Annotated in this window: 20 protein-coding genes; 12 read left to right on the forward strand and 8 right to left on the reverse strand. The window is 67.3% G+C overall.

Annotated features, from left to right (window positions below; all coding sequences use genetic code 11):
* Window positions 1-72 precede the first annotated feature (72 nt).
* The 5 genes from AB0E90_RS14990 to AB0E90_RS15010 form a co-directional block, all read right to left on the reverse strand.
* A complete protein-coding gene (locus tag AB0E90_RS14990) occupies window positions 73-2,535 on the reverse strand; it encodes a DEAD/DEAH box helicase (RefSeq protein WP_360404423.1) in 2,463 nt (820 codons plus the stop codon).
* Complete coding sequence (locus tag AB0E90_RS14995; RefSeq protein ID WP_360404426.1) at window positions 2,535-3,413, reverse strand: hypothetical protein; 879 nt, start codon at window positions 3,411-3,413, stop codon at window positions 2,535-2,537. Before AB0E90_RS14995 ends, AB0E90_RS14990 begins: the two co-directional genes overlap by 1 nt.
* A gap of 284 nt (window positions 3,414-3,697) precedes the next feature.
* Entirely contained in the window at window positions 3,698-4,378 is a 681-nt protein-coding gene (locus tag AB0E90_RS15000) for a hypothetical protein (protein WP_360404429.1), read from the reverse strand.
* Between the two features lie 403 nt (window positions 4,379-4,781).
* On the reverse strand, window positions 4,782-5,912 hold the full coding sequence (locus AB0E90_RS15005) for a hypothetical protein (protein ID WP_360404432.1): 1,131 nt from the start codon (window positions 5,910-5,912) through the stop codon (window positions 4,782-4,784).
* The gene (locus AB0E90_RS15010; RefSeq protein ID WP_360404435.1) at window positions 5,909-9,658 is read right to left on the reverse strand and encodes a hypothetical protein; all 3,750 of its coding nucleotides are present in this window, start codon (window positions 9,656-9,658) and stop codon (window positions 5,909-5,911) included. Before AB0E90_RS15010 ends, AB0E90_RS15005 begins: the two co-directional genes overlap by 4 nt.
* Before the next feature lie 437 nt (window positions 9,659-10,095).
* Between AB0E90_RS15010 and AB0E90_RS15015 the strand changes: the two genes are divergently transcribed.
* On the forward strand, window positions 10,096-10,809 hold the full coding sequence (locus AB0E90_RS15015) for an ATP-binding protein (protein ID WP_360404438.1): 714 nt from the start codon (window positions 10,096-10,098) through the stop codon (window positions 10,807-10,809).
* Entirely contained in the window at window positions 10,806-11,450 is a 645-nt protein-coding gene (locus AB0E90_RS15020; RefSeq protein WP_360404441.1) for a response regulator transcription factor, read from the forward strand. Before AB0E90_RS15015 ends, AB0E90_RS15020 begins: the two co-directional genes overlap by 4 nt.
* A gap of 338 nt (window positions 11,451-11,788) precedes the next feature.
* Here AB0E90_RS15020 and AB0E90_RS15025 read toward each other — a convergent pair whose 3' ends face one another.
* Complete coding sequence (locus tag AB0E90_RS15025) at window positions 11,789-14,098, reverse strand: LuxR C-terminal-related transcriptional regulator (RefSeq protein WP_360404444.1); 2,310 nt, start codon at window positions 14,096-14,098, stop codon at window positions 11,789-11,791.
* Between the two features lie 223 nt (window positions 14,099-14,321).
* On the opposite strand from AB0E90_RS15025, the gene AB0E90_RS15030 reads away from it, so the two are divergent.
* The 5 genes from AB0E90_RS15030 (at window position 14,322) to AB0E90_RS15050 (ending at window position 18,489) form a co-directional block, all read left to right on the forward strand.
* Complete coding sequence (locus AB0E90_RS15030) at window positions 14,322-14,810, forward strand: class I SAM-dependent methyltransferase (protein WP_360404447.1); 489 nt, start codon at window positions 14,322-14,324, stop codon at window positions 14,808-14,810.
* 91 nt (window positions 14,811-14,901) lie between these two features.
* Window positions 14,902-15,336: a hypothetical protein gene (locus AB0E90_RS15035; RefSeq protein ID WP_360404450.1), complete on the forward strand. Its 435-nt coding sequence runs from the start codon at window positions 14,902-14,904 to the stop codon at window positions 15,334-15,336.
* Window positions 15,337-15,422: 86 nt separating this feature from the next.
* Window positions 15,423-16,952: an ISKra4 family transposase gene (locus AB0E90_RS15040; protein ID WP_360404453.1), complete on the forward strand. Its 1,530-nt coding sequence runs from the start codon at window positions 15,423-15,425 to the stop codon at window positions 16,950-16,952.
* Between the two features lie 269 nt (window positions 16,953-17,221).
* The gene (locus AB0E90_RS15045) at window positions 17,222-17,425 is read left to right on the forward strand and encodes a hypothetical protein (RefSeq protein WP_360404456.1); all 204 of its coding nucleotides are present in this window, start codon (window positions 17,222-17,224) and stop codon (window positions 17,423-17,425) included.
* Between the two features lie 251 nt (window positions 17,426-17,676).
* Window positions 17,677-18,489 carry a helix-turn-helix transcriptional regulator gene (locus tag AB0E90_RS15050; RefSeq protein WP_360404459.1) on the forward strand — a complete coding sequence of 271 codons (813 nt, stop codon included), beginning with the start codon at window positions 17,677-17,679 and terminating at the stop codon, window positions 18,487-18,489.
* A gap of 1,593 nt (window positions 18,490-20,082) precedes the next feature.
* Here AB0E90_RS15050 and AB0E90_RS15055 read toward each other — a convergent pair.
* Window positions 20,083-21,186: a site-specific integrase gene (locus AB0E90_RS15055; protein WP_360404462.1), complete on the reverse strand. Its 1,104-nt coding sequence runs from the start codon at window positions 21,184-21,186 to the stop codon at window positions 20,083-20,085.
* 404 nt (window positions 21,187-21,590) lie between these two features.
* Here AB0E90_RS15055 and AB0E90_RS15060 point away from each other — a divergent pair, with 404 nt between their 5' ends.
* Genes AB0E90_RS15060 through AB0E90_RS15075 form a run of 4 tightly spaced genes read left to right on the forward strand, consistent with a single transcriptional unit; the run spans window position 21,591 to window position 23,782 of the window.
* On the forward strand, window positions 21,591-22,058 hold the full coding sequence (locus AB0E90_RS15060; RefSeq protein ID WP_360404465.1) for a hypothetical protein: 468 nt from the start codon (window positions 21,591-21,593) through the stop codon (window positions 22,056-22,058).
* The gene (locus AB0E90_RS15065) at window positions 22,048-22,752 is read left to right on the forward strand and encodes a hypothetical protein (RefSeq protein WP_360404468.1); all 705 of its coding nucleotides are present in this window, start codon (window positions 22,048-22,050) and stop codon (window positions 22,750-22,752) included. The genes AB0E90_RS15060 and AB0E90_RS15065 overlap by 11 nt, the downstream gene beginning before the upstream one ends.
* Window positions 22,753-22,759: 7 nt before the next feature.
* Window positions 22,760-23,071, forward strand: coding sequence for a type VII secretion target (locus AB0E90_RS15070; RefSeq protein ID WP_360404471.1), 312 nt, complete (start codon window positions 22,760-22,762; stop codon window positions 23,069-23,071).
* A 9-nt stretch (window positions 23,072-23,080) separates the two neighbouring features.
* On the forward strand, window positions 23,081-23,782 hold the full coding sequence (locus AB0E90_RS15075; RefSeq protein WP_360404474.1) for a hypothetical protein: 702 nt from the start codon (window positions 23,081-23,083) through the stop codon (window positions 23,780-23,782).
* Window positions 23,783-23,786: 4 nt separating this feature from the next.
* Here the strand turns inward: AB0E90_RS15075 and AB0E90_RS15080 are convergent, their stop codons facing one another.
* Complete coding sequence (locus tag AB0E90_RS15080) at window positions 23,787-25,151, reverse strand: helix-turn-helix transcriptional regulator (RefSeq protein WP_360404477.1); 1,365 nt, start codon at window positions 25,149-25,151, stop codon at window positions 23,787-23,789.
* A 120-nt stretch (window positions 25,152-25,271) separates the two neighbouring features.
* Here AB0E90_RS15080 and AB0E90_RS15085 point away from each other — a divergent pair, with 120 nt between their 5' ends.
* Window positions 25,272-26,399 (forward strand): 3-oxoacyl-[acyl-carrier-protein] synthase III C-terminal domain-containing protein, encoded by a 1,128-nt coding sequence (locus AB0E90_RS15085; protein WP_360404480.1) that lies wholly within the window; start codon window positions 25,272-25,274, stop codon window positions 26,397-26,399.
* Window positions 26,400-26,437 lie beyond the last annotated feature (38 nt).

Raw genomic sequence — 26,437 nt, forward strand, 5'->3', positions numbered from 1 at the left:
AACTCCGGCGGGAACGCTTTCGGCATGGGATACATCCTCCCAGCGAGGACTCACGTCCTCACAGGTCAGGAGTCAACCGAACCGGGGGCAGTCCCTTGCGACTACTCCGTCGGCTTCGCTGCGATCATCTGCAGCGAACGTGAGGAAGCTGAAGGCTGTGAGTTCAGAGCTGGACATGGAATCGACACTGAGCCCGCCGGCGAGTGCGTCCAACACGAGTTCGTCGAGCGTGCTCTGCAGGTCGGTAGATGCGTCTTCGTCTCGCAGGAACCGGGCCCGTTGGACGGCGCGCTGAGCGTCGGCGGCGGAGCTGAGATAGACCGCCTTGTTGGGCACGACGACGGCCATCGACCGGGGGGCGACATGGGCGCGGCCGGCCCGGCCGATCGCATTCAGCAGCTGGGCGCGGGTCTTGTCCTGCCGTTGCTGTTCGCTGGCGTTCTCGTCGTAGCCGATGTCGGTTCCGCCGATCACGACCGCGGTCGCGGGCAGGTTGAGCCCTTGGGCCATCGTCCCGGTTGCGTATAAAGCGATCGCGGCCTCGCTGTCGAAGGCGATTTCGCTGGCGCGTTGCTCTTCGCGCAGCAGCGCGCTGGTGTGCACCGCGACCCGGCGCTGCAGCAACACACGGAGCGCGGAGGGCACACCCAGCTCGAGATCTGCCAGCCGGATGAGGGCGGCGACGGGGCTGTCGAGCTCGATTGGCTCGAAGGCGGTCAGCCCGGCTGCGCGGAAGCCGTCGTGCCGGCTGCGGGGCAGGAAGGCGAGGACTTTGTCGCCGCGCTCGCCGAGGCGTTGCACGATGGCTGCTGCCGTGGGTGTGCAGTAGCCGTCGGGGACGATGTTCCGGTCGCGGTTGACCGCAAGGGTAGCCTCGATGTCGGTTCGGACGAGCTTATAGTCGCTGTCGCTGCTGCTGGTCCAGGCCCCTTGTAACCCTGCGAGCAAGGCGACCGGAGCGTCAAACTTCTCCTTCTTCCGGTTCGGCCCCATTTTCTCGAGGCGTCTCAAGGCGGCCGTCCCGGCTTCGATGCCCCGCTCGCGGTCAATGCCGGCGATCGACCGAAGGGTGCGCGTCGGCCGCCACGGCGCGTCGACCACGGCGGCTGGGGCTCCCGTAGCCGCGCTGAGCCACTCGCCGATCTCACCCGGGTTCGCGATCAATGCGGACATGAGCAGCAACCGCGCTCCTGTCGCACGGTGCATGATCTCGGCGAGGACGAGTTCTGCGATCACTCCACGTCCGCCGCGCTCGCCGAGCAGATGAGCCTCGTCGAAGATGCACAGCGAAAGGTCGGCGAAGGCCTCCGGATTTTGGCGCAGTGCGAGCGAGCATTTCTCCGGCGTCATCACCAGCACTTGACGTTCGTTGATGTCGTCAAGGGACTCGCCGGAAAGCTGTGTGTATTCGGCGCCGCCGAGAAACTCGCGAGCCATGGAACGGCCGAACACGTCGGCGACTTGCCGGCGGATCTGACCGACTAGTGCGTTCGTTGGGGCCAGGTAGAGCACCCATCCGCGGGACAGGGCTTGACTGATGGCGAGTTCAGCGACCGAGGACTTGCCCGAGCCAGTCGGCACCGTCACCACCGCGTGGGCTGTTGGCCCGGGCAGCGCCCTGTGTGCGTAAGCCTGCGCAGCGGGCCACAGCAGCGGTCTGCCAGTGGCGCGGGTCCGTTGGTAGGCCCCGAATTGGTCGCCGGGATCGTCCGGCGGTGGTGGGACGCCGCGGAGCGAACGTCCACCGGTCTCGTCGCAGGCTGAGGCGAGTAGCAGCAGCAGGTGGTGCAGGTCAGCGTGACCAGCCGGGCGGGGTGTCCCGTTCTGCCGGTTTTCGAGCTGCTCGGCGAGCGCTCGGAGCGCGGCGCCAGCTTCGGCGTCGGGTGCAGGGCCGAAGGTGAGCCAATCGAGATGCCCGCCGACGTGGAGCCCGATTCTGCGCCAGAGTTCGCGGCGCACCGCGAGGTGCAGCGTCGGAGCTTGGTCGGCCGATGCTGGCACGCCCTCGTCGTTGAACACCGACACCCGGCACAACGCCAGAATCCGGTTGGCCGCCCATGCGACGACCGGCCCGTCCTCAGTTGCATCGTCGAAAGCGTTGATGCCCAGGTCGGCGACGGTCAGTGCGGCGTTCGCGTCGTAGCCGGCCACCAGATAGAGCAATGCCGCCTCGACTCGTTCGAAGGTACGAACCGACCCGAGCATCCAGGATTGGCCGGCTTCTGCCGGCTCTGGAACTCCGGAAGGCCCGGCGGGCAGCAGCTCGTGCGCGATTGTCAGCGCCTCGGCGGCGACGAAGGCGCACGCTCGCACCGTCGACCGGTCGGCGGCCAAGGGCAAGATGGCGTGCAACTCCAAGGCAGTCGCCATGCGGCGCAGCATCTCCACGGAAGCGCCGGTTGATTGCTGGTCGCCGAAACGTGGCGTCGTTGTCTCCAGCCACGCCGCGGTCAGCAACCTCCGAATACTGTCGACATCCAGGTCAGCGACCTCGGGCAGCGCCGCTAGGAGGCCGTCTATACCGCGATTGAACACTAGAGGATCACCTCGTCGACGGCGGCGCGCATGGCGTCTGCCACCGCGTCGAAGAAGCCGTGGAAGTCCGGAAGCTGCACGACGATGACGCGGCGCCGCTGTGCCGGCTGCTTTAATTGCGCGAGCTTTGGTCGTTTGGCGGTGACGTCAAAGTTTTCTTGGAACACCACGATCGGCAGGTAGGAGGCGTTGTCAGTCCATAACGAGTCCTTGACCTGATCCTTGAGGCCGGGATCGAGCACGAATCGAAACGCGGCGAGCCGTGCGCGCAGGTCAGGCCCGTGGATGCCCTCCTCGACCTCGATGAACAGCCCTGCCGCATCGGTGAGGTTTTCGCTGGCTGCGGCTCGGGTCGCCTTGCTCTCGCCGATGCCGACCCCGAGCACATTGTTCTGTACGTAGGTGCTGACCGAGTCCAGACCCTGCCGGTTCGGCGTTTGATGAATCTCGGTCAGGGTGCACACCTGGCCATCAACACACGATGTGACCTTGTGGGCGCTGAGCGTCAACAGTGCATGCCCGACGCCCTCACCGATCCAGGCGTTGCGGCGCGTATCGCGCATGAGTATCTGTTTCGGCCCGGTGAATACGTTGTCGGGACCGATCAGGCGGTTGACGGTGCCACGAATTTCCTCGCGGCGATCGACGCCTCGTGCAAGAAGGTCCTCGAACAACTGAGCATCAAGGCCGACGGCGCCAGCCAGTGCGCCGACCAGATAGCGCCCCAGCGCGACGGGAACCTCGATCGAGTCCAGGCCGGAGACTTGGACGACGGTGTGACTCTCGACGAGCGAACCAGGATGGAAGACGAGACTCTTTTCAAGTTGGCTCAACGATGCGGTGAGCAGGTCGATGACGCTGCTGGTGCCCGCGGCCAACCTGTTCTCCTTTCACCGGCTGCAAGCAGCAAGTCCCCGAATCGGCCTCGGCGGCCGTAACCATGGATGGCGTAGACCACATCATGCACTGGCGCGGGCGCCCCGCGTCGATGGGCTCGCAAATTCGCCCGCGCGATCCTGAGGTCGCGGTGGTCGCCGCGATCCGGCAGTTCACCCCGACGTAGGGGGCAGGGGCAAGCCCAACATGCGAGCCATGGTCAAGCCGGACGGCACCGGCGCGGCGCCGTGCTGGAACACGATGCTTGCCCGCTGTTCGGCCTTGATCAGGGATTGAGGACTCGATCCCACACGGTGACGCTGACAGGTACCCCATCGTCCTTGCGGGCACCGATCCGCGCAGCTGTGACCTGGTGCTCGGAAGTAAGGAAGCAGTACCACAGATGCGAGGTCGTCTCGGGTACCGCGCTAGTAGTAGCGCCCTGGCCCCGCTCGATCAGAGACGTGCAGTCCTCCAGCGATCCGCTACGAGATTTGAAGAACAGCCCTTGCCCATCGGGGATTGGCGCGGCCTTGAGGTTGCCATTGGCCCAGCCGTCGACGTAAAGATCCATGCTGTCGCCATCGGTGATCGACACACCGCGTTGGATTTTTGTCGTGCCGGTGTCCAGGTTGATGCCTTCGCTGGTGTCGAGGTTGACGCTGTCGTTGTAGACCACGTGCGCCGGGCTCGTACCGTGCGCTGACGGTGTCGAGGTCGACGGGTCCGAGATCGGTTCGGTGGTCCTCTCCGACGTCGACTGTCGAGTTGAGGTGGCCGGGCTGTTTGGTGCTGAGGATGGCAGTGGCTGGCCGTCGGGCCGAGCCTGCGGTGTCGTGACTGAGGGCTGCGGTTCGTCGCGCCCGCCCCACACGCCGTCGCCGAAGGCGAAGGTGAGGATCGCAACGACAACCCCTATCACGGTCAGCGCGCCGACGAACCTCCTGTCCGCCATGAACTCCCACACCTGCCTCCATAGCGGCGTGGCGCGGTCCGATTCGCTCAAGATCAGCCTTTCGAGACAATGGATCCTCTGCTCTAGAGTGTCCGGTCCGCGCAACCACTGGGAACTGACGAACGGTCCGATTTGCCTACCATCCGGCCGCACCGGGGCTACCTGTCACACCCTCGCCTCTCCCGGCGGGATGAAGGCCGCCACCGCCACGCCTGCTCAACCCGCTGTCGGGGCCGGAGCTCGGGACGTCACACGCCCAATACCAGCAGCAGGTGCTCCGGCACGGGCGTACCACCGAACTGATGACCAGCTGAGCCGGTCACGAGCTTCTCGGGCGCTGAGACCCAAGCTGCCCAACTGCTGGCCGTCGGACCTGGCCTCGTGCGGGCGCGGCAACCCGTAGCCGCTACGGCGCTTACCGGAAGACGTCGGCGAAGGTATAGGCCAGTGCAAGTGCCTGCTGGTTGCCGGCGGCGGCGAAGGTTTGCAGGAGATGCCGAAACGCCGCTATTCCGTGGCTGTCATCCAGGACGAGGGAGCGTTGTTCGGTCAACAGCCGTTGCAGGTAGTCGATCACGAGGGTGCCGGCAAGGCCGTCGTGGGCGTAGGTGTTTCTTGGTGGTATGGCGGCGGCGATCGCTTGCAGTGCCCGGCTTTCGTCAAGTCCGGCGAGGAACACCATGGTCTCTACGGCGTGGTGAATGGTCTGCGGGTCGTGCAGTTTGGTGCAGGTCGATAGGACCGGGAAGGCGAGTTCTCCGAAACTTGCCAGGGCGGCCAGTGGTGCGGGTTCGCGGCCTTGTGTGTGGTCGAACGCGCCGCTGGCGAAGTAGATCTGCTGGCTGATCTCGTGGGCGACCTGCGCCGCGCCGCGAAGCTCGGCGAGTTGCTCGGGCGGCAGGTCCGCGCCGGTGAGGTGTTCGGCGCGGTTGCTGGTCCATCGTTTCAGGCACGCCTGCGCGGCGAGGCCGAGCAGCTGGAATGCCCTCTGTTGCTCGGTTGTCCCGTGTGCGGCGAGGTAGTTGCGGCTGTGCCGGGCGAACGCCGTGGCCGTGGCCGGGTACTGGGGTGCTTGTTCGCACCAGCGGTGGATGGTGCGTGCCGCGAACGGGGTCTGCGGTACGCATGCCAGGTAGGTCAGCAGTGCCATCAAGCTCGTGCCGAGGTCGTCGTTGACTGCGGCGGCCAGTATGCTGGTGTCGGTCTCGAGCAGCTGCTCGAGGACGGTGTCGACGGCCGTGGCGTCGTCACGTACGGTCGAGCTCAGCTGGTCGATGAGCCCGGCGCACACCACCCGGTTGGTTTCGGTGAACGCCCGCTGCCCGATCTTGGCGGCGAGTTCAGCTGCGGAGACGCCGGGGTGCAGGGCGGTGACCATGCGGGCCGCGTGCATGCGCACGAGCGGGTTGGTGTCGTCCAGGGCGGCGGTGACGGCGGCGGTGATGTCCTCGCCGGCGTCGCTGTCGCGCCACTCGGGCCGGCGCAGGAGCACTCCAAGACCGGTGATGGCGCTGTCGCGTACGCCGGGACTCCAGACGATGCTCATGACTGTAACTTTCCGGCGTGTGGGCTGGTCGCGGCGTCGGCGAGGATGGCCAGGACGCGTCGGCCGATCGCGGTCTCCGGCCGGACCTGCGGATCGTAGGCCAGGGCTTGCGCTGCCCGCACGAGCAGCAGGTGGAGTTCGTCCGGCAGCGGTATCAGGGTAGTCAGCTGGGCGTCGGCGTCGGTGAACAGCCGGGGCAGCTGAGCTGCGGCGGCCGGCCTATCCTCCTGATTGGTGCCGGCCGTCGCGTTCAGGGCCTCTTCCAGGGCCGCGATCGTTGCTACTGCGGCCTCGGACGCGAGGCGAGTGCCGCGTTCAGACAGCCGATCGATGATCGACCAGGACCCAAAGGTCGCAGTCGGGCGGGGTCGGGGTGTGGCCGAAGGCGGCCCGTCGGGGCCGAGCTCGGCGAGGCGGGCGGCCAGGCCGGGCGAGGTGATCAGGTCTGGTCGCAGGCATCCGAGCAGGGCGTCTTTGACCTGGTGGGACAGCTCGTTGGCGTCAGCTAGGGCGTGGGCGTTGAGGACCGCCGCCTCGAGCCGGCCGGCCAGTGCGGGGTCGTGTTCGGCGAGCGCGCTCAGCAGTGTGGCGGCGGCCGCGTGGGTGTCCGGGTGGGCCAGCAGCGCACCGGAGTCCATGGCGGGCAGTAACGCGCGGGCCAGGTGGTCGGCGTTGTCGGTGGAGGGCATCAGCGCCGTCCACGCGGACGTGTTGTGCAGCCGTTCGACCAGCATTGCGACCGCCGGTTGCGCGGCGGCCGGGTCGGCGTCGGCCAGCGCGGCGGACAACGCGGCTGCGGCGGTCGTGCCGACATCACGGCCGGCCAGGGTGATGTCTCTGCCCCAGCTGAGCCATCCGCGGATTCCGGGCATCGTCAGCGGCCAGGCGTCGTGGTCGGCCGCCGGGGTGTCGCCGGCCAGCAGCTGGCAGAAGATTTCGGCGCCCAGCAGCAGGTCGGCGGTGCAAAGCGCAGAAAACGATTGGCCGAGCCGGTAGCTGCTGAACGCGGCCTGGTCACGGCGCGACTGGTTGAGCGTCAGCAGTGGTCCGCCGCCGAAGGTCACCTGCTCGTCGCGGGTCTCCTCGAACAACAGGACGGTGGAAGCGATGCGCCGGGCCAGGCCACGATCGATCGGGACCACGGCGACGACGCAGTCGGCCAGCCAGGTCAGCACAGTGCCGCCCCACATGCGCAGCGCGTGCAGGTCGTCGATGACAGCGGCGACGGCGGTGCGCACCTCGGCGCTCTGGGCGATCGTGTGGGGCAGTTGGCGGGCCACAAAGCCGGCCAATTGTTCGTGGGGCTGTGGGTCGATGCGGCAGGCGTCGAGCAGCGCTGCGATGGCTTGCCCACGCTGGTCCGCGCCGGGCTGTCCGGCGATCATCGGGGTGCGGTCCTGCAGTGCGCTGATCAGGTTGGCGGCCAGGCCGGCATCATGATCGGACCCGCCCGCGTTCGTGGCGAGGCGGGCGGCCAGTACGGACAAGGGCTCGACCGCCGACACCGCGTCGGCCAGCACTGCCGTCGTGCGCAGCGCACTGACGAGGTGCCCGATGAACTCCTGCCGCGCCGGCGGGCCCCCGCGGTCGTCAGCCGAGTCCGGTGGTGGGGCGAGCGCGGCGAGGTCGTCGGGTACCTCGATCAGCCTTAGCAGCCGCGCGGCGAACGCCAGCGAAGCCAGCACGTGCGCCGATCCGGCGACCTGCAAACACAGTGGCCAGAATCCGCCGGCGTCACGGCGTGCCCAGAGCAACTCCACCAGCATTTCGAAGCTGGGCCGCACGATCAGCGGCAGGGACGGATCTGCGTCGAGCAGCCGGAGAAGACGGGCAGGTTCGACGGGGTCGTCCAGCACGTAGAGCGCGGCCGCGTAGTCGAACAGGATGTTGTGGGCGAATGCCAGGACCCGGCGGCTAGCGGTGTGTGCGCCGTCGGCCGACAGCACGTTCGCGCTGAGCATGGCCTGCACGGCGCTGCTGTCGGCGCCGGTGACGGCGGGCTCGGCCTCGACGATACGCAGCCTGCGGTCGTTGACCATCTGCCGGCTGATACGGGCGAGTAGCGCCTCGCGGGCGGTGCTATCGGTGTCGCGGACCCGCCACGCCCACAAGGCCGACATCAGGTCCACGCGGCTTCGCGCCGCCCGCAGCTGCGCGGGCTGGCCGGCGGACAGGTGCTCGGCCAGACGGGCTGCGATCGCCAAGTTGAACGGGTTACGCAGCAACGTGTGCAGCTCGGCGGGTGCCTCGGCGAGCAGCGACGCCAGCGGCAGCGCCGTGACGGCGGCGGCCAGTTCGTCGTCGGTCAGGTCGCCCACCAGCAGATGCCGCACGCTGCTGAGCCGTAGGTCGGTCGCCGCCGGCGTTGCCGAGACCGGCGTACCGGGAAACGCTGCCCTCAGCTGCTGGTTGTTGCGGGCATCGAACGTGCGCACGGTCGCGGCTACCTGCCAGCGCGAGCCGCGTAGGCCGGTCACCACGGCTCCCAGCACGTCCCGGTCCTCTGCCCCCCGCAGCGCGTCCACGCCGTCGATCAGCAGCAGGGCGGCCGGTCCGGTCCAACCGCGCAGCACCACCGGCAATGGCGCGGCCAGGATGATCCGGTTGACCCCGGCGATGTCGGCAGCCCGCAACACGACCACGTCTTGCGCCGTGGAGCGAACGGTAGCGAACTCCTGCGCCGCAGCCGACTTGCCGGCGCCGGCATCCCCGACGATCAGCACGTTGTCGTCCCCGGCGGCTGCGAGCTGTTCTCCGACACCTCGGGGGATGTAGATGCCGCCTGCCACCGGCAGGACCGCTTCCGCCTGCATGGCCTGCAGGTTCATCGCGGAGACCTCACGCAGCGCGGCGATGTCTTCGGCGTACCTGGCCAGCGGCGCCAGGGCGATCTTGCGCTGCGACAGTGCGACGCCGAGCGCTGCCCGATCCCGCCAGCCACGCGCGATTGCAGTTGCTTGGCCTACGGCGACCAGCGCCGGCCACGCATCGCGGGCCTTGGCGTTGCTCTGCACGACCGTCGCCAGCGCGGCGACCGCGCTCGACTGATCCGGACGACCCTCGTCCGCGTCGATCGCCAGAACCCGCAGCGCTCGCAGGAACCGGCGCAACTGCTCATCATCCGGGTCAGGCTGCCCGGCCGCCGTCCAGAAGCGGCGCACGTGGACCAGGACGATATCGAGGGCTTCGCGCTGTTTCTGGGTCAGTTCGTGCCCCAGCGGGGTTCCGGGCGGCTGGGAGCCTGTCCGCGCCAAGGCCTTGGCAAGGTTCACCCGAACCGTGGCCGGGGCCGCCGCATCGGTGCACAGCACCACCATGTCCCGCTCAGGGTCCAGCGGCCGTGCAGCGGCACCGACCACCGGCAGCCGGCCCAGCAGATACTGCCCGACCGCCTGCTCCAGCGCCTCCGCCAACGGCCCGGTAAGCGACTTGCCGAGCGACAGCCGACCCTTGGCCTGGAACAGCACGAAATTGTCGGCATCGGTGCGGGCCGCGACATCATCGACATGCTCGCCTGTCTGCGCCCCGACCTGAACGACGACACCAGCGACGGCGTCGGGCATCAACAGCGGCCGTTCCGCGGCCACCGCAGCCGCCACCCACGCGAACACCAGGTTCTGCAGTTCCACGCCGAACGCCCCACCGGCGCCGCCTGCGGACGCGGCCGACGTCACCCGCTGGCGGCGCTTCCCCGCTGCCGTCGCGCGGCCGACAGACGCCTGGGCCGGCTGCCCGAAATGCGGCACGTGACGTTGCTCCTTTCCTTAATCCGAGTCCATTGCTACGCATCCGGGACCAACCGGCACGCGGACCGGGCACCCCGAGAGCGCATCGTCGCTGCTGAGATTATCCGGCGTGGCTTGACCCACCTCCACGGACCCTCACTACCGGTGTTCGCTGTCTGACAACCCGTTTAGGGAGGGTCGGCCGACCGCCCACATCCCGGCCGCGTTCGCGCCGGCGCATCTCCGGCTGCCCGCGTCACGTGATAAGAGTGTGGTGGGCTAGCCCGGTGGTGATAGCCCAACACCGAACTCGGTGAGGTCCCTGACGCTTGCGCACCGCAGCGGACACCGTGGCATCACCGCCCGCCCGGTTCCACGACGGGTCATGCGGCCCCGCACGTCGTGGTCCGTTGCATCGGCTTGCTGGTGTTAGCGGCGCGCCCTGGCTCACTCATGCCGTGCTCGGCCTGGATCGCTGGCTGCTGCCCAAGCTGCTCGGCCCGGCGGAGAGCTCGTTGCGGATCAGAGAGCTTGAGGGAACGCGGCTACATGCGGTCAATGAAGCCGCCGAGACGCTGCGGCGCGTCGAGCGTGACCTTCACGACGGTGCGCAGGCTCCCCTGGTCGCACTTGGCATCCGGCTCGGACGGGTCGAAAGCCGGCTCGACAAGGCCGATGTCACCCACGCACGAGAGCTTCTTCGCGAAGCTCGCGACGACGTTAAAACGATCATTGTCGGCCTTCGTGAACTGGTACGCGGGATTCACCCACCCGCGCTCGATGCCGGCCTCGAACCGGCGCTGGCCACGCTCGCCGCCCGAGCACCGATCCCGACAACGGTGCGCGTCCAACTACCGAACCGGCCGCCCGCCGCGGTCGAGACGATGGTGTACTTCGCCGTCACCGAGCTGTTGGCCAACGCCGGGAAGCATAGCCAGGCGACGGCCTGTGCCATCGGGATCGCCACCGACGGGGACACGCTGCGCCTGACCGTCAGCGACAACGGGACCGGCGGGGCGAACTGCGGCGGCGCCGGCACCGGGCTGCGCGGCCTCGCCGAACGCATGCGCACCCTCGGCGGCTCGTTCGCGATCAACAGTCCACCCGGTGGCCCCACCATCATCACCGTGGACGTTCCGCCCACAGCAAGCACGGCGAAGGCAGACGCATGAGGGTGGTCATCGCAGAGGACACGGCAGTGCTCCGAGTGGGCCCCATTCCGCTGCTGGAGGAGCAGGGCTACGAGGTCGTCGCTGCCGTGGCCGACGGCGAGGCGTTGAAGGCCGCGGTCGGCCGCCTCCGGCCAGACATCGTCGTCGCCGACATTCGGATGCCCCCAACCCACACCGACGAGGGGCTACGCACCGTAGTGGAACTGCGTACACAAGATCCAGATCTGAAGGTGCTGATATTTTCGCAGTACGTCGAAACTCAGCACGCGAGCCGGCTGTTGGCCCGTAGTTCTGCCGGGGTCGGCTACCTGCTCAAGGAACGCGTGTTGGACGTGAAAGACTTCACCGACGCGCTGGACCGCGTCGCCGCGGGCGGCACCGTACTCGACCCCGAAGTCGTCAGCCAACTACTGGGAGCCGGACGCAGCCGAGCCGCGGCGAGCGCACTCAGCCCTCGCGAACGCGAAGTCCTGGCGTTAATGGCCCAAGGCCGGTCGAACCCCGCGATCGCCGCGGAACTGACCATCACCGAACGCGCAGTGGAAAAGCACGTAGCCAACATCTTTACCAAACTCGCGCTGCCGGTCTCCACCGCCGACAGCCGCCGCGTGCTGGCGGTGCTGCGCTACCTCGGCGAATGACACGGCCGCCCGCCCCACCTCAATCTTGCGAGCCGAGGCCGGCACCTGCGCCATCATCGACACGGCGACACGGCGTGCGCACCGCCGCACTTTGCTGCACGCCTACCTCTTCATTGGTGTCCTTGACAACGAACGCGCGTACCTACCTCGGCCCGAGTGAGCGGGGATGCCAGTGGGTAAGACGCTGAAGCCATGGCGGTTGTCGTGCTCGTCAACCAAATGGAGCCGCTGACAGGGCCAGTGTCATCGCCGCCTCGCTTCTAATGCAAATAGTTGAAACTCGGTCAAATGGTGCACTACCCCAAGATGGTATCGGCGCGCGCGTCGGGCGGGCGCATTCACATTCGGTGGTTGCTGTTGGGGTCTGTGGGACCTTCCGAGGGTGAGCTATTTTGGCTGCTTGCCCACGCTGCTAGCGCGGTGCGGTTCCGCAGATCGAGTTTCGCAAGGATTCGCTTGACGTGGCTATCGACAGTGCCCGTGGTGATGTGGAGACGGTTTCCGATCTCCTTGTTGGTCAGCCCTTCCGCGACGGCTTCGACGATTTGGTCCTCGCGTTTCGACAACCCGTTGCGCATTGTGGTCCGGCGGCTACGAGGTAGGGGGTCGCCGAGCGCGACACCGATCGCCATGTCGTGGCTTCGCTTGCCGGTGGCGAACAGCACGTCGACAGCGTGCTCCGAGAGGTGGCCACCGATCAGGTTCCGGGCGCATATGTGCAGGCTCGCGAACGGTGCGAGCCCGGCGAGTTGGATGCCGAGTTTGTCCTGGCGGGCTTGGGCGGCGCCGAGTAGCCAGGCCGCCCGGCGGGCTTCCTCGCGGGGTTTCGGTGCATCACTGAGGCTGTCCGCCAAGATCCAGACGCATAGCGCTATCGACCAGGTTTGACCCCACGCGTCATCCATGTCTTGCTGAAGCTGCAAGCATCGGTTGAGGTAGGTCGTCGCCTTTTGTCTGTCGCCGCTCTTCAGGGCCGCGAGGGAGGATGTCCACAGCGCCCACGAGATCGCCCAGGGCGCTTTGGCCTCGTCGGCTTCGCGAAGGTAAAGACAGCTGGCATCGACAGCGTGTTCGGGCTCGCCGGCGAACGCGTAGCTCATCGCCCACACCATCATCGCCATGTGGCGATCGCCGTCCAACTCGTCACCGCTCATGAGATCGCGCGCCGCTGCGAGTAGGCCAATCCCTTCGCGCAGGCCATCGCCCAGGGACTTGTGGCCGCCGATGGCGAACAGCACGGCTGGCAGGGTGGGCATCCGGTGTTCGCGGAGTACCCCTTCGGCCCTGGCGATCAGAGCGCCGGCGTCGTCGCTGTTGCCGACTGTTACCGCCATCCAGCCGGCCATGGCGATGGTGGTAGCGATGTCCGCGGCCTCGGTCGGATCGGCAGCGCTGCCGGAGGCGGCGAGCACCCGGCGCAGGAGCTGGCTGACGAGTCCCAGGGATCCCCAGAAGAAGGGTGCTCTGCTGCGAACGAGGTTGCGGCAGATCGCTCGCGCGGCGGCTGTCTCGCCGTTCACGAGGCAGTGGTCGACGACCGCGAGGATGTCGGGTAGCTGCCGGTGGACCGACTCCATGACGTCGAGTTCAGCGGGGCCGAACCAGGACTCTGCTGCCTGGGCTACGACGCCTTGGAAGTAGTCGCTATGCGGTCGACGCAGGTGATCGGCGGCGCCTTGGCGGTCGAGTTCGCGGAGCCCGTAGTCCCTCACGGTGTTGAGCATGGTGTAGGTGGTGACGCCGGAGCTGCTGTCGGCGGTCAGCACGGACTTGCGCACGAGGCCGGCGACAAGGTGGGTGACCTGCGCCGATGCAACACCTGCGGGGTCGGCAATCGCCGTCAGCGCAGCGAGCCCGACGGGTCCCGTGAATACGGACGCGATCGCCCAGATTCGCTGCTCATCAGTGGTGCATTGCTGGTAGCTCCAGGCGACGATTTCCTCGATGTCGCTCAGAACCCGGAATCGATCCTTGAGTAGGCCGAGTAGTTCGCGCACCGACAGTGCAGGAGCCAGCGCCGCGGCGAGGTTGATGGCCAGCGGGAGACAATCTAGCTTCGCGCAGAGGATTTCGACGTCGGGATCATCTGCGAGAACGGTAGGGTCTGCGCCCGCCGCGACCGCCTGGGTGACGAAGAGGCCCACCGCGTCGGCAACGGCGAGCGGCGGGACCAGAACCGTGTGCTCACCTTCCACCTCGAGTGCCTGACGAGAGGTCGCGAGGATCCTCACCTGCGGTGCCGCCATCAGAAGGGTGCGGACAAAGGTCCGGGTCTGGGGAACGAGCGACTCACAGTTGTCGAGGACGAGCAAGACTCGACGGCCGCGAAGATGATCGAGGATCGTGTCGAGGTCCGCAGTTCCGTTGTGGCGGATTCCCAACGACAAGGCCAGATGGGCGTAGAGGCCCTCAGGAGTCCGGTCGGCCGGATTCGCCAGCGCCTTAATGTCGATCATCCAGGCCCCATCGGCAGCCATGTGCTGCAGAATCCGGAGCGCGAGTCGCGTCTTGCCGACGCCGCCCGATCCCGTCAAGGTGAGCAGACGCACATGGCCGAGCAACCGGCTTGCTCGCTCCAGCAGAGCCTCTCGACCCACGAACGCGGTGATGTCGATCGGCAGAGTTCCGTGGATTCGCCCCACGATCATCAGCGGAGATTACCCCGATCTAGGTATCAACGTGAATCACATTCCCCAATTCCGGCGATGCGAACAGGCAGCCGCAGCGGGGAGACTGAGCCGCAGGCGCAATGTTCGCGCAGGTCGGTGGAGTGGCCGAACACGAAGCCGTCGTCCCGCCAGCCCGATGCGTTCGTCCTCATCGGACTAGACGCGGGGGTTGTCCGGTGCAGGCTTGAGGAGAGGCCCGAAGGTGACGTTGAACGTACTCGAACGCATGGTTCGCGACTATTACCACCCAAACGCTGCGGCGCCGGCCGAAACGCAGGAGCGCAAGGTCCGCGACTACTACGACCAAGGCGCCGCCGAGGCCTTCGCATTGCACATGGGGCCCATGTGGTTCCACGGGGCCTGGAAGGTCGAAAAGGCCGGCGGCACCGCGCTTGAAGCAAGACACGCGATGCTGCGACGGATCGCCGATCGGACCGGAATCGGCCCCGGCAGCCGCGTGCTCGAGTTCGGGTCAGGAGTGGGGGGCGCAGCCGTGGCACTCGCCCTGATGACGGGCGCCACGATCGTGGGCGTCTCGAACTCGGAGTGGCTCAGCGAACGCGCCCGTCGGCTGGCGCACGAGCAAGGCGTGGCTGACCGGGTGACCTTCCTGACCGTCGGAGACCACGACTACAAGCAGCTCGCAGCTTTTCAGGACGGGGCATTCGAGGGTGCGTTTCTTCCTGAGTGACCCGCTCGATGAGCATCGATGTCGACCCGTTGCGGCATTCGATGGCCGGTTGGTATGGGTTGGCTGACCGGTGTTCGGTGGGGGTGGGCGGGTGGATGGTGATCAGATCGTGCGGTTGCTGGCTGAGCGGGAGGCGGCGGCTCGGGTCGAGTGGCTGCGGCTGGAACAGGAGGCCGCGCAGATCGCCGGTCTGATCGAGGCGTGCCGGCGGGAGATCGAACGGCTGACGGTCACGCGGGAGGTGCTGTCCGGGCTGGTCACTGTCCCGGCGGAGCCGGTGTCGGCGGACCCGGAGCCGGCCCCGGACGGGGTCTTCGCGGATCAGTTGCTGGCGATCCTCGCCGAGGCGGGCCGGCCGGTGCGGTGCCGGGAGGTCGTCGCCGTCATGGGCGAGGACCCGGCGGTGGCCCGGCATGGCGAACGGGTCCGGCACCGGCTGAAGAAGCTGGTGACGGCCGGGCGAGTGATCGAAGTGGAGCCCGGACTGTTCACTCTCACGAATGATTGCGCCCCCTCGCCGGAGTGACCCGGCCGGAGTGGCTGCGACGCGTTGGCGGGTCTTCCTGGATGGCCTGGGTTTGTCGAAGAACCGGCTGACCCGAGGAAGACCCGATGGCACCATATCCCTGTCCCGAGCCCGGCAACGCCGCTTTTGCCGCGTCCCGGGCCCTGTTCGACGCATTGATCACCCGGCTGAGTGACCCGCGGATGGCGACGCGGCCGGAACATGCTGTGGAGGAGTTCATCGTCGGCTCCGGCCGTGACGTGCTGCGCCAGGCGTTGCAGGATCATCTCGACGCCCGCGCCGCCGCGGAACGGCGCCTCGCGGAGGTGACCGGCGCCGACCAGGTGCCACGACGGCGGGCCGAGCCGGGGCATACCCGGCTGCTGTCGACCACGCTCGGCCAGGTCGAGGTCACCCGGATCGCCTACCGCCGTCCGGGAGTGTCCAATCTGTATCCGGCCGACGCCAGGCTCGCCCTGCCGGACGGCCGGTACTCGTTCCCGCTGCAGCAAGCGGTGGTGCACGAGACCGTGACCGGCGCCCTGCGGCAGGCCCGCGACGGCCTGGGCCGCCTCCTCGGGGCCCGGGTCGGCACCCGGCAGTTGATGCAGATCACCACCGACGCCGCCCGCGACGTGCGCGACTTCTACCCCCAGCATCCCGTTCCCGCGCCGGCCGTCCGTCCCGGCGGCCAGGCCGGGCCGCGTGACCTGCTCGTTCTCAGCATCGACGCCACCGGCATCAACATGATCGATTCCGGGCTGCGCGAGAGCCCACCGGTCCGTGACGACGGGCCGCAACCCCCGTCGGCCCAGCTCTCCTGCCGCGAACACACCGGCCGCACCCGCATGGCCGTGGTCACCGCCGTCTATGACGCGGCACCCGCGGTCCGCGGCCCGGCCGACATCATGCCCGCCGACGCGACCGAACGCGCCACCCGCCGGCCCGGGCCGAAAGCCGTCAACCGGGAGGTCGATGCGTCGATCGTCGATTCCACCGCCCCGATGACCCGCCGGTTGTTCGACCGGGCCCAGCAACGCGACCCGCAGCACCTACGCCGCTGGATCGTGCTGGTCGACGGCAACAACCACCAGATCGACCGCATCAACGCCGAAGCCCACACCCACGGCGTCCGGATCAACCTGATCCTCGACTTCGTCCACGTCCTGGAATACCTCTGGAAAGCCGCCGAGGACCTGCACCCCACCCAGCCCGGCCGCGCCGCGTTCGTCGCCCGCACCGCCCGCGACCTGCTCGAACACCACCCAGCCCGCGTCATCGCCGACCTGACCAGCTACTACGAGGCCACTGCCCAGGCCGGCACCACAGCATCCGGACTGAAACGCTGCATCGACTACCTCACCGCGAAACAGCCCTACCTCATCTACCAGATCGCGCTGACCATGGGCTGGCCCATCGCCACCGGCGTCATCGAGGGAACCTGCCGCTACCTGGTGAAGGACCGCCTCGCGATCACCGGCGCCCGCTGGAGCCTGCCCGGCGCTGAAGCCGTCCTCCTACTACGAGCAGTGATCACCAACGGCGACATCGACGCCTACTGGAGGTTCCACCTCCAGCAAGAACACCAACGGACCCACACCAGCCGCTACCAGCACCAATACGACCTGGCGGCCTGACCAACATCGAGAAAGTCACTCAGAGAGAAACGCACCCGGCATTCGATGGCGCCTACGTCAACGAAGCAGCTTGCCACCTGCCCGACAGGCCGTCCCTCTTCCGTTCCCTGCGGCGCGTCGTCAAGGGACCTCTCGCGGTCCTCGATTGGGCCGAAAGGCCCTACGGTGATCTCCAAACCGCCGCGCAGATCGCAGAGTTCATCGACCCCGTTTGCGAGCTTTTCCGCCTGGCCAGACCTCTGGGCACAGTCCAGTCGTACGCATTCGACATGGACGGGGCCGGCTACGAAATCATCGAGGCGCAGGACGAGTTCGCCGGAGACCTGTGCCTTGGCAGCACCGAGACCGCCGACCACTGGTCTTCCTACCAGGGCCCCAGTAGCGAACTGATCTTGGACGGCAAGGAAGCGCTCGACAGAGCCCGGCATGCCGGGGTCTTCACCGTGGGCTGGTGGGTTGCACGTCCCCGTTGAGTCAGCCAGACCGCTCGCCCCTGCAGCTGGCGTCGCCGCCGCACCTGCGCCCGAGCATCGAAGCGGCGGGGACTGCGGGTTCGCGTGCGAGAACCCCAGGCATCCCAGCATCTCGGCCTGGCGACCGACGCGATAAACCAACCTGAACGCTATCGACAATGGGGTGTGGCACGTGTTCTGCCTTGCTAAGGTTCAGCGCTTCTCGAAGATCATCACTTCGACGCCTGTCGCCATCCCAAAAGGGAGAAGCGATGCCCACACGTAGCCTGGCCCAGGAAACCAACCAACTCGCCCTCATGGTCCGAAGCTGGCGTGCGCGTCTGAGTCCCAGAGACATCCCGGGACTCAGCGCCTCCTACCCCCAGACACGCGGACGCAGCCACGCCAGCAAGGAGCTCCTGGCGCTCCTAACCGGCTACAGCCTTGGCTGGTACAGCGCACTCGAGCGCGGTGAACCGCAGAACTACGGCGAGGACTTCCTCAACCGAGTCGCTCAGGCGCTGCGACTAAACCCTGCCGAGAAGAACCACCTTTTCGTCCTCGCTACCGGTCACGAGGCTCCAGCTGACCACGATTCGCGGATACGGCCGACGCCGACCATCGAACGTATCCTTGACGCGCTACCGTGGCCCGCCTACATCAACGACGACGCCTGGGAACTAGTCGCCTTCAACACCCACATGAGCACCTGGTTCCCCTGGGTAGCGGGCACCGAGAACAACGTCATGCGGTGGGTGTTCACCTACCCGGACGCGAAACGCCAGCTCCACAACTGGGGCACCGAATGGGCGCCGCAGATGTTCGCCCAAATGCAGTACGCCCTCGCCAGACAGCCGGACAACAAGCGGCTCGCCGCCCTCATCGACGAGATACTCGACCACAGCGAAGAAGCCCGACGCTTCAAGGACCAGCCGTTGACCTTCCCCCACCCTGACGGCCAGCGCCGCACCCTGCGCTTGCCGTTGCATCGCAAACTTCAAGCCATCGAGCTCGTCGCGTTCGAACCAATGCGGGCTGCCGGCAGCCGGTGCATGATGCTGATCCCGCTCGGCCCCGAGGGCTGACGGTCCGCCTGTACAGCCTGCCCTCAACAGGTGATCAATACGGTCAATGCTGATGGTCGTCGACCGTACCCGCGACTCGCTTTGGGGCGGGTCTCCCCCAATCCCTGCGAGAGACGCGCCTCGGACAGTTTCTCAGAGCGCGCCGACGGCATCGATGCCGCGTCGACGATCGCCGCAGTGGGCTGCGGGATCAACGACGTGTCTGCGGCTGTCGGGGTTCCCGGCGGGGGAACGCTGTTCCTGTTTCCGACCTGTTGGTCGGCTTTGACGTGACCGGGATGTGGCTGCCGTGGCACACCGTGCTGGTGATGGTCACGTGTTCGGCGGCCTTGGCCCTGGTGGAGACCGGCTGGGCGCAGGCGCGGCGTCGATCAGGTGCTGGGTCTGGTCGAGGGTCATCCTGAGCGGACGGTGCCGGGCTTCGACGTCTCGGCGTCGCCTTCGGCATCCGTGAACTCGTGGGTTACTTCGTCTTGAGGATGAAACCGAATCCGGTCCGCCGACCGCGAAGGCCGGCCTGCTCTGTCCACGGCATCCTGCACGCTGGCGCCTTGCGCCCCTTCGCCGCGGTGGTGAACCCGCGTGCCGGTTCAGATGATCGTTTGGTGCTGATCATGCGCATTGCGTCTGAGGACGACGCCAACCCTGTGCGGCGTAGCCGGTACCTTGCACGTTGCCTAGGCGTTGGGCCAGAGCGTCATGGGTCCTGCCGGAATTGCGATGGCTTCGACGTGGGAGCGGCTGATCGCCACTGAAGGCGGTCCGCCATGGTGAGCAGACAATCCGCTAGCCCGGTTGCAGGCAGAGTCGTCGCTATCGCTGAGGACAACAGCGAGACCTGACCGCACCGTCTGCAGTACCAGCAGCGCCGCCACAGCCACAGTGCGCGCTGCACCTGTCGGCCGCGCCGGCTGCCGTTATTGGCCCTGCGCCGCCTGAACCACAACACGATAAGGGCGCACCCCGCGATGAGCGAAAGCACGGATCCCCATGGCTCTGGTATTCGAGCTGCGCTACGCGACATGCCAGCCTCGAGTGCCGTCAGCCCGACTAGCGATACCAACCCGACTGCCACCATCGCCAGGAGGCGGTGGCCGAAGGAGCGAGGCGGCCCCAACGCCGACGCGAGCGCACTCGGCTGGGCGCTCCGGACCCGGACGGGAATGGGAGGCCCCGGTGCGCCATAGATGCGGCCGCGAAACTCGTTGACCCGCCTGTCTTCGCGGTAGATCACTGGAACCGATACCAACTGATCGGCCGACCGGCACTGGAGGCATACAGCAAGTTGCGTTGCGTACTGCCGCTGCCGCTGCCGGGGTTCCGGCGCGGGCGTTGCCGTCCGTGTCGAGCGATCAGCCGACGCCGGCACGCCGGGCTGGTCGGTCAGAGCGCGATGGCGCTTGTCTGCGTGCGTGTCCAGGTTCTCCATCTCCTCTCGACTTGTATGGCCGCAATTGATCGAGCAAAGCGTGAGCTCGGGTTGCGCAAGCTCCTGAGCGGCGAAATCCGATTAGTGAGGCTCGTCCGGAGCATCGCATATAGCGTCCGTGATTCTGTCAAAGACTGCAGCGACGCCGCGTTATCGGGCCCGACTTAGGCCGCTTCGGCAACGAGTTTGTTGAGCCGCTTGACGAGGTCCGCCGATCGACCGGGACGTACCCGCACGTAGAGGCGTAGCGTGGTGAGTTCATCTTCATGGCCGAGATGCTCCTGAACGTCTTTGACGCTTGCGCCAGCGTCAATCAAAAGAGAGGCGCACGTCCCTCTTAGGTCATGCGGGAGGGCAGTGATGCCCGACCGAACCACTGCCTTGTCCCATGAGTCACGCCGCCAGTTGCGGTATCGAAGATGCCGAGCCAAGCGGTTGGGGAAGACGAGCAGCGACACCTTTCTGAGGCTGCGAATCTCCTCGACGACCGCGTCCGGAATATCTACCGTCCGGGTGGCGTAGGTCTTCGTTGGCCCGACAATCAGTTTTCCCATGGTGTCTTCGACGCTGAGGCAGACATTGACCGTCTTCGCCGTGAAGTCGATATCCGACCAACGAAGGGCAAGCGCCTCTCCGATCCTCAGTCCCGTGTAGGCAAGGAAGCGGACGAGGGCCCGGTCGCGGGGCAGTCTCATGCCCGCGGCCAGCTTCTCCACCTCCGCTGGCGTCAAGACCGGACGATCAGGGCGCGGCGGTTCCTTCAGCCTGATGGAGCGGTCTGTTGCCGGGTTACGCGGGATCGCACGGTCGCGAACGACACGGTCGAGAACGCGCTTGAGAACCCCGAGCGCTTCGAGGATTTTCGACGCGCTGACGCCCACTGCGACCATGCCGGAGATCCAGTCGTCGACCCGGTTGCCGTTGATGCGGCGGACCGGCATTGCGCCGAAGGTCGGCTCGATTCTAAGCCGCCATTCACGAATGTAGCCGGCCTTCGTTCCGAACTTGAGATGCTGGATGGAGTTTTCGTAGCCACCCCACCAATTACTCAGCGGACGCATTGCCGCCTTCTCGTCGGTGGCGGTGCCGTCGTCAAGTTCCGTTCTCTTGCGAGACAACCACCGATCGGCGCTTTTCCGATCGGCGAAGGTGATCGGGCCGGGTAGCAGCCTGCCTGTGTCCGGATCGGGATACCGCGCCTGGAATCGACCGCTGGGCAACTTGCGGATCGCGCCCCATCCTCGTCGTGAAGCAGTCATCTTGTTCATCGCTCCTCGTCGTTGCTTAATGCGTTTTGGCACGTATCTGGCACGCCAGGCGTCAGACGGTACGTCGCAGCAAGTCAGAGCAACAAGAACAAACTGTTCCTAAACCGTGTGTCGCAGGTTCGATTCCTGCCGGGGGCACCTCTTCATCAGCGTGAACGCCTATTTCCACGGAAGCCAGGGCGCCTGGCGTGCTTCACCTCGCATCGCGCATCCCGTCGGCCGGAGCTGCCACACGTCGCGCTCCGGCGGCGGCCGCTGGCGCTGCGTCACTATGATGCATCGACAGCAGTCGTCGTCTGGGTGGGAGGCGGATGGCACCGCCGAGGCCGCGTGGGTCGCATGGGGGCGGCGAGGGTGAGGACGGGGCGCCGGCTGTGCACCGGGTGCATGGAGGCGGCGCGAGCATGGCTGCGCACGAGAGTGCGGTGTCGGCGCGGCTCCAGGCGGGTGAGGTCAACGACGGCGCGGCGGGCAACGTCGGTCAGAGCGGCGACCCCGGGCCCTCGCTCGAGTCGGCACGGCCGGGAGCGACAAGCCGGCATGACTTCGTCGACAACCTCGTCAGCGATCCCAAGTCGGTCGCTGGCCGGTCGGCGCAGGACATCGCCGATCAGTTCACCGCGGCCGGCTATCCGGCTCATGTTGAGCAGAGCACCAAGAGAGGCACCTCGCAGCGGGCGCAGCAGGTGCGCATCCAGGGGCATCCCGAGGTGACGAACGTTCAAGTTCACCCGGGCGGTGGACGGCACACCCCGGAGGGCTCGCCGTACTGGAAGATCTCCACGAATACGGAGGGGAAGACTTGGGTCATCCCGAGAGACTTCCGAGGTGCAGACGAGCTGGGCGGGAACGTGGTGCGCTATGACGAATGACCTGATCAAGGTGGACCGGGTTCGCGCCGCGGACGAGGCTGTTGCTCTCGAGAAGCTGGGGGCGGATCTGCTCGGGGTCGACCTGACGCCTGATCCGCGGTTCGATGACGGCCGCGAGATTCCGGTCGAGCAGGCCGTCGGCATCTATGCGGTGTTGGAGCGGGCGACGCTCGTGCCGATGATGGACCTCGCCGACGACCCCGACCGGATCCTGCGCATCGCGAATTCACTTCACGCCCGTTTCGTGCAGCCGGTTGGGCGGGCTGTTCCGCCGGCCATCGTGCGGGCCGCGCTCAGCGAAGCCGGCATCGGAATTGTGTACGGCGGCGTCGAGATCGCACACGACGACGACCCGGGCTGGGTATTCAGCGACTACACCGCCGAGCAGGACCTCGGAGCTTCCTTCTTCCAGGCCGACGTACTGCCGGAGTACCGCGACTCGTGGGCGTTCCTGCGTGACCGTGCCCCGGAGTACGAGGACGAGTTCCAGATCGCCGACCTGGACCAGCTCGCCTCCGAATACCCGCTGGTGGTGGGCTTCGACTTCACCCCGGGCAACGTCCGCGAGATCCTGGGCGCACTCCCCCGTGTGCGCGGTCTGGTTCTGACGCTGGGCGATCACGCCCGCCGCGGTGGGGTGCGATTCCACTCCTATCTCGACACGATCGACACGCTTCAGGTCCTCAGGGGGTGACCGGTCGATGGCAGAGGGGTTCTCGGTCGAGATCGAGGAGATCCGCGCGCACGCGGCCAAGCTCGACGCGTTGCGGCAGCGGTTCGGGGCGATCAAGTCGGCGAGTGCGAGCATCGGCAGCAACGACGCCGCGTACGGCTTGCTGTGCAGTTGGATGGCCGGCATCCTGGAGCGCCGGCACCAGAAGCAGGATCAACTTTTCACCCACGTCGAAAGCAACCTCGACCGCGCCGCCCAAGCACTGATCAAAACAAGCCAGGAGTACGCCGACGTCGACGACTCGGCGGCGGGCCGCATCCGCCGTGCCGGGCAACTCTAGGAGTCGGCGGTGGCGGACAGGTCGCTGGTCGCGGGCGTCGTCACGACGCGTACGGGAACGACGGGGTTTGGTCTTGCGGACAGCTTTCAAGGTCTTGACCAGGCGGTTAAGGGTGGAAGCTGGGTGGAGGGCGCGCTGGCCGGCGGTGCCTTCGCGACCGAGGTGGCGGCGACCGTACTGGACCCGTTCAGCTCTTTGCTGTCCAGCGGGCTGAGCTGGGCGATGGAGTATTTCGAGCCGCTGCGCGAGATGCTGGATCACCTCGCCGGCATCCCCGATCAGGTTGTCGCGAACGCCCAGACCTGGTCGAACATGGCCGGCGAGCTGCAGTCGCTGGCCGACGATCTGCATTCGAGCCTCGCCTCGGACCTGCCTGGTTGGCAGGGGACGGCGGCGGATTCGTATCAGAGCCTGATGGCCAACAACGTCGACGGACTGGGCGGCCTGGGCGTGCTGGCGTCGACGATGGCGGCGGCCACGCAGGCGGCTGGCAATCTCGTGCAGTTCACCCGGGACATCGTCCGCGATCTGATCGCCGACCTGGTGGCTCGGGTGATCGTCTGGGCGGCCGAGTCGCTGCTGGTCGTGACGATCCCGGTGGTGGCCGCGCAGATCGCGTCGGCGGTGGTCAAATGGGCGGGCCGGATCATGGGCTACACCAGCGCGCTGGTCACGAGCCTGACCAATCTGCGGGTGCTGCTCGAGGGGTGAGCGGTCAGCCGAGGCGGTCTCGGCGGCGGGCCAGCTCCGTGCGGTTTCGGACGTCCAGCTTTCGGAAGACGTTGCCCAGGTGGAACTCGACCGTCTTTACCGTGACGAACAGGCGCTCTGCGGCCTCCTTGTTGCTCAGGCCGTCGGCCACCGCCACCGCCACCCGGATCTCGGCGCCGGTCAGGGCCGCCTCCCCCGGCTTTGACGCCAGCGGCGGCGGGGGCGTGTATGACGGGCGGCCGCCGGTCACCTGGCGTAGGTCGGCCTCGACCAAGGTCAGCATTCCGCCGGCGCCGATGGCGGCGTAGCCGGCGCACGCGGCCTCCAGCAGGCGCACCGCCGGCGCTCGGCGGCCCTGGCGGCCGTGGTGCGCGCCCAGCAGCCACGACATCCGGGCGCGGGGCAGGCGTTCGGCCGGGCGGGTCAGCTCGGGCAGCACCGCCTCGAACTCCTGCATGCGCTGCACGTCGTCGGGGGCGGCGATCCAGGAGCGCCAGGCCGCCATCGCCGGGCCGCCCGGGAGGAACACCGGGGCCGGCGGTACGCCGTCGAGCAACGCCGCAGCCGCCGTAGGGGCACCAAAGAGTGCGTGGTGCGTGGCCAGTTCCCAGCGGTATTCGAAGGTCAGGCCGGAGTCGACGCCCATGCCGGCGCCGACCATCAGCTCCAGCATCGCCACCCATGCCTCGGTGTCGCCCTGGGCGAAGTGCAACGCCGCCGAGCCTTCGACGATGTGCCCGGCCACCCACTCCGAGCCGTTGCGGGCGGCCAGCGATCGCGCCTCGGCCAGGTGCGCGGCCGACGCGGCCAGGTCGCCGCGGAGGGCCTCGCATTTGATCAGCCACGAGGTGACCTCGGCCTGCACGTCGGGGCGGCCCGCCTGCAGGGCCAGGTCTCGGGCCTCCAGCATTTCGGCTTGGCCGCGCACCAGGTTGCCGGCCCACGCGTCGCCCAAGCCGATCATGGCGAGCAACCGCGCGCGAGCTGCGGGATCGAAAGCCAACTTATCAACGTATGCCGCGTATTTCTGGCGAGCCTCGTGCGGGCGGATCAGCGTCAGCGTCACGAAGATCGCGCACTCCAGGTAGAGCGGATCGTGATGCAGGCCCAGCGAATCGAACAAGAGCAGCGCAGATTCGAGATGGAAAGCCGCGGCCGGGGAGCCGGCTCGGGAGAGGGCCACCCCGGTCGCGACCGAGACGAGAAAGGGCTCCTCGGCGGCGAAGCGGGACATCTCCGAAGCCATCGGCTGCAACGAAGCGGCGCCCGCGTTGCGGGTCAGGACGAGGAAGGCCTGGAACAACTGGCGTGGGTCGGCGGACTTCAAGGCCGAGTCGCGCAACGCCTCAGCCTCAAGATCGCTGGACACGGAATGCATGATCGCTGGACACGGAATGCATGCTATGGACTAGGGATCTCCCTGGTGTATCGACCGGTTGGTGATCAACATGCTTTGAGCTGTCAAACATGTCGACCGAAAGCCGGAGTGATGACTGTCGACAGTGCACTTTCTTTGCCGTACGCCATCACGGGGCTGGCCACCCTCATCGGACGGGTAATCACCATCGATGAGTGGGCCACCGCCGCCAAGATCCCGGCCCGTGCGGGTGGGCTGATGAGCGGTGAGCTCGTCGAACGCGTGCTCGGCATCGCGGGCAAGAGCTGGGATCCGCACACGTTCGCCGACCTCGGGCGGATCGCCGAGGTGGGCCGGGAGGCGTTGCTCTCCGCCGACCTCGAGCCGCGGGACATCGACACGATGATCGTGGTGACCTGTTCGCCGTACGAAATCATGCTTGATCAGGATGCCTTCCGGATGGCCCGGGAATTGCAGTTGCCGGACGACGTCGTGCCGATCCAGATCGGCGCGGGCTGTGCGGGCCTCGCCCGCGCGGCCGCGCTCGCCGCTCGTCTCAACTCGCGCAATGCGCTGATCGTCACCTACAACGCGCCGTCCCGGATCACCGGTGACCTCGAGGGCGGCGTCAACCCGATCTACCTGCACAACGACACGCATCCGCTCGGCAAGAGCCTGTGGGCGTCGGCGGGGATCTTCTCGGACGGCGCGGCGGCGCTGGTGCTGAGCCGGCAGGAGGAGACACCAGGGCTGGTGCTCTACTCACGGGACTCGCAGTCGTTCGGCGAGGAGCCGGGATTCACCGATCCGCTGATCCACCACTTCGGCGGTGGCTCGCGGCACCCGTACGGCACGCCTAAGGCGGCCGAGCTGGCCTGCTACGGCATGAACGGACCGGCCGTGAAGCGCTATTACACCGAGGGCATGATGCTCAACCACGCCGCGCTCAATGCGGCTCTTCCGGGTTATGTCGATCGGGTGCGCCGGATCTACACACATCAGGCCAGCCCGGCGCTGGTGCAGACGTTCGCGAAGCTCGCCGGGCTGCCGGCCGGCAAGGCTCCGACCAACGCGAAGCGGTTCGGCAACCTGGTCAGCGCAAGCACGGCCAAAATGCTGCACGACGATGTGTACGCCGGGGACGTCACCAACGGCGATCTGATCTGCGTCTCGGTGGTCGGTTCCGGGCCGGAACGCGGCGCCTACGTGCTCCCGCTGCAGGTCGTCAAGGTGGTCGAGCCGGCCGGCGGCCAAGACTGACCCAGGCCGATCGCATCGAGCGGCTCAGCGCTCGATGC

The organism is Actinoplanes sp. NPDC026619 (assembly GCF_040638295.1).
In the GTDB taxonomy this organism is placed as follows: Bacteria; Actinomycetota; Actinomycetes; order Mycobacteriales; family Micromonosporaceae; genus Actinoplanes.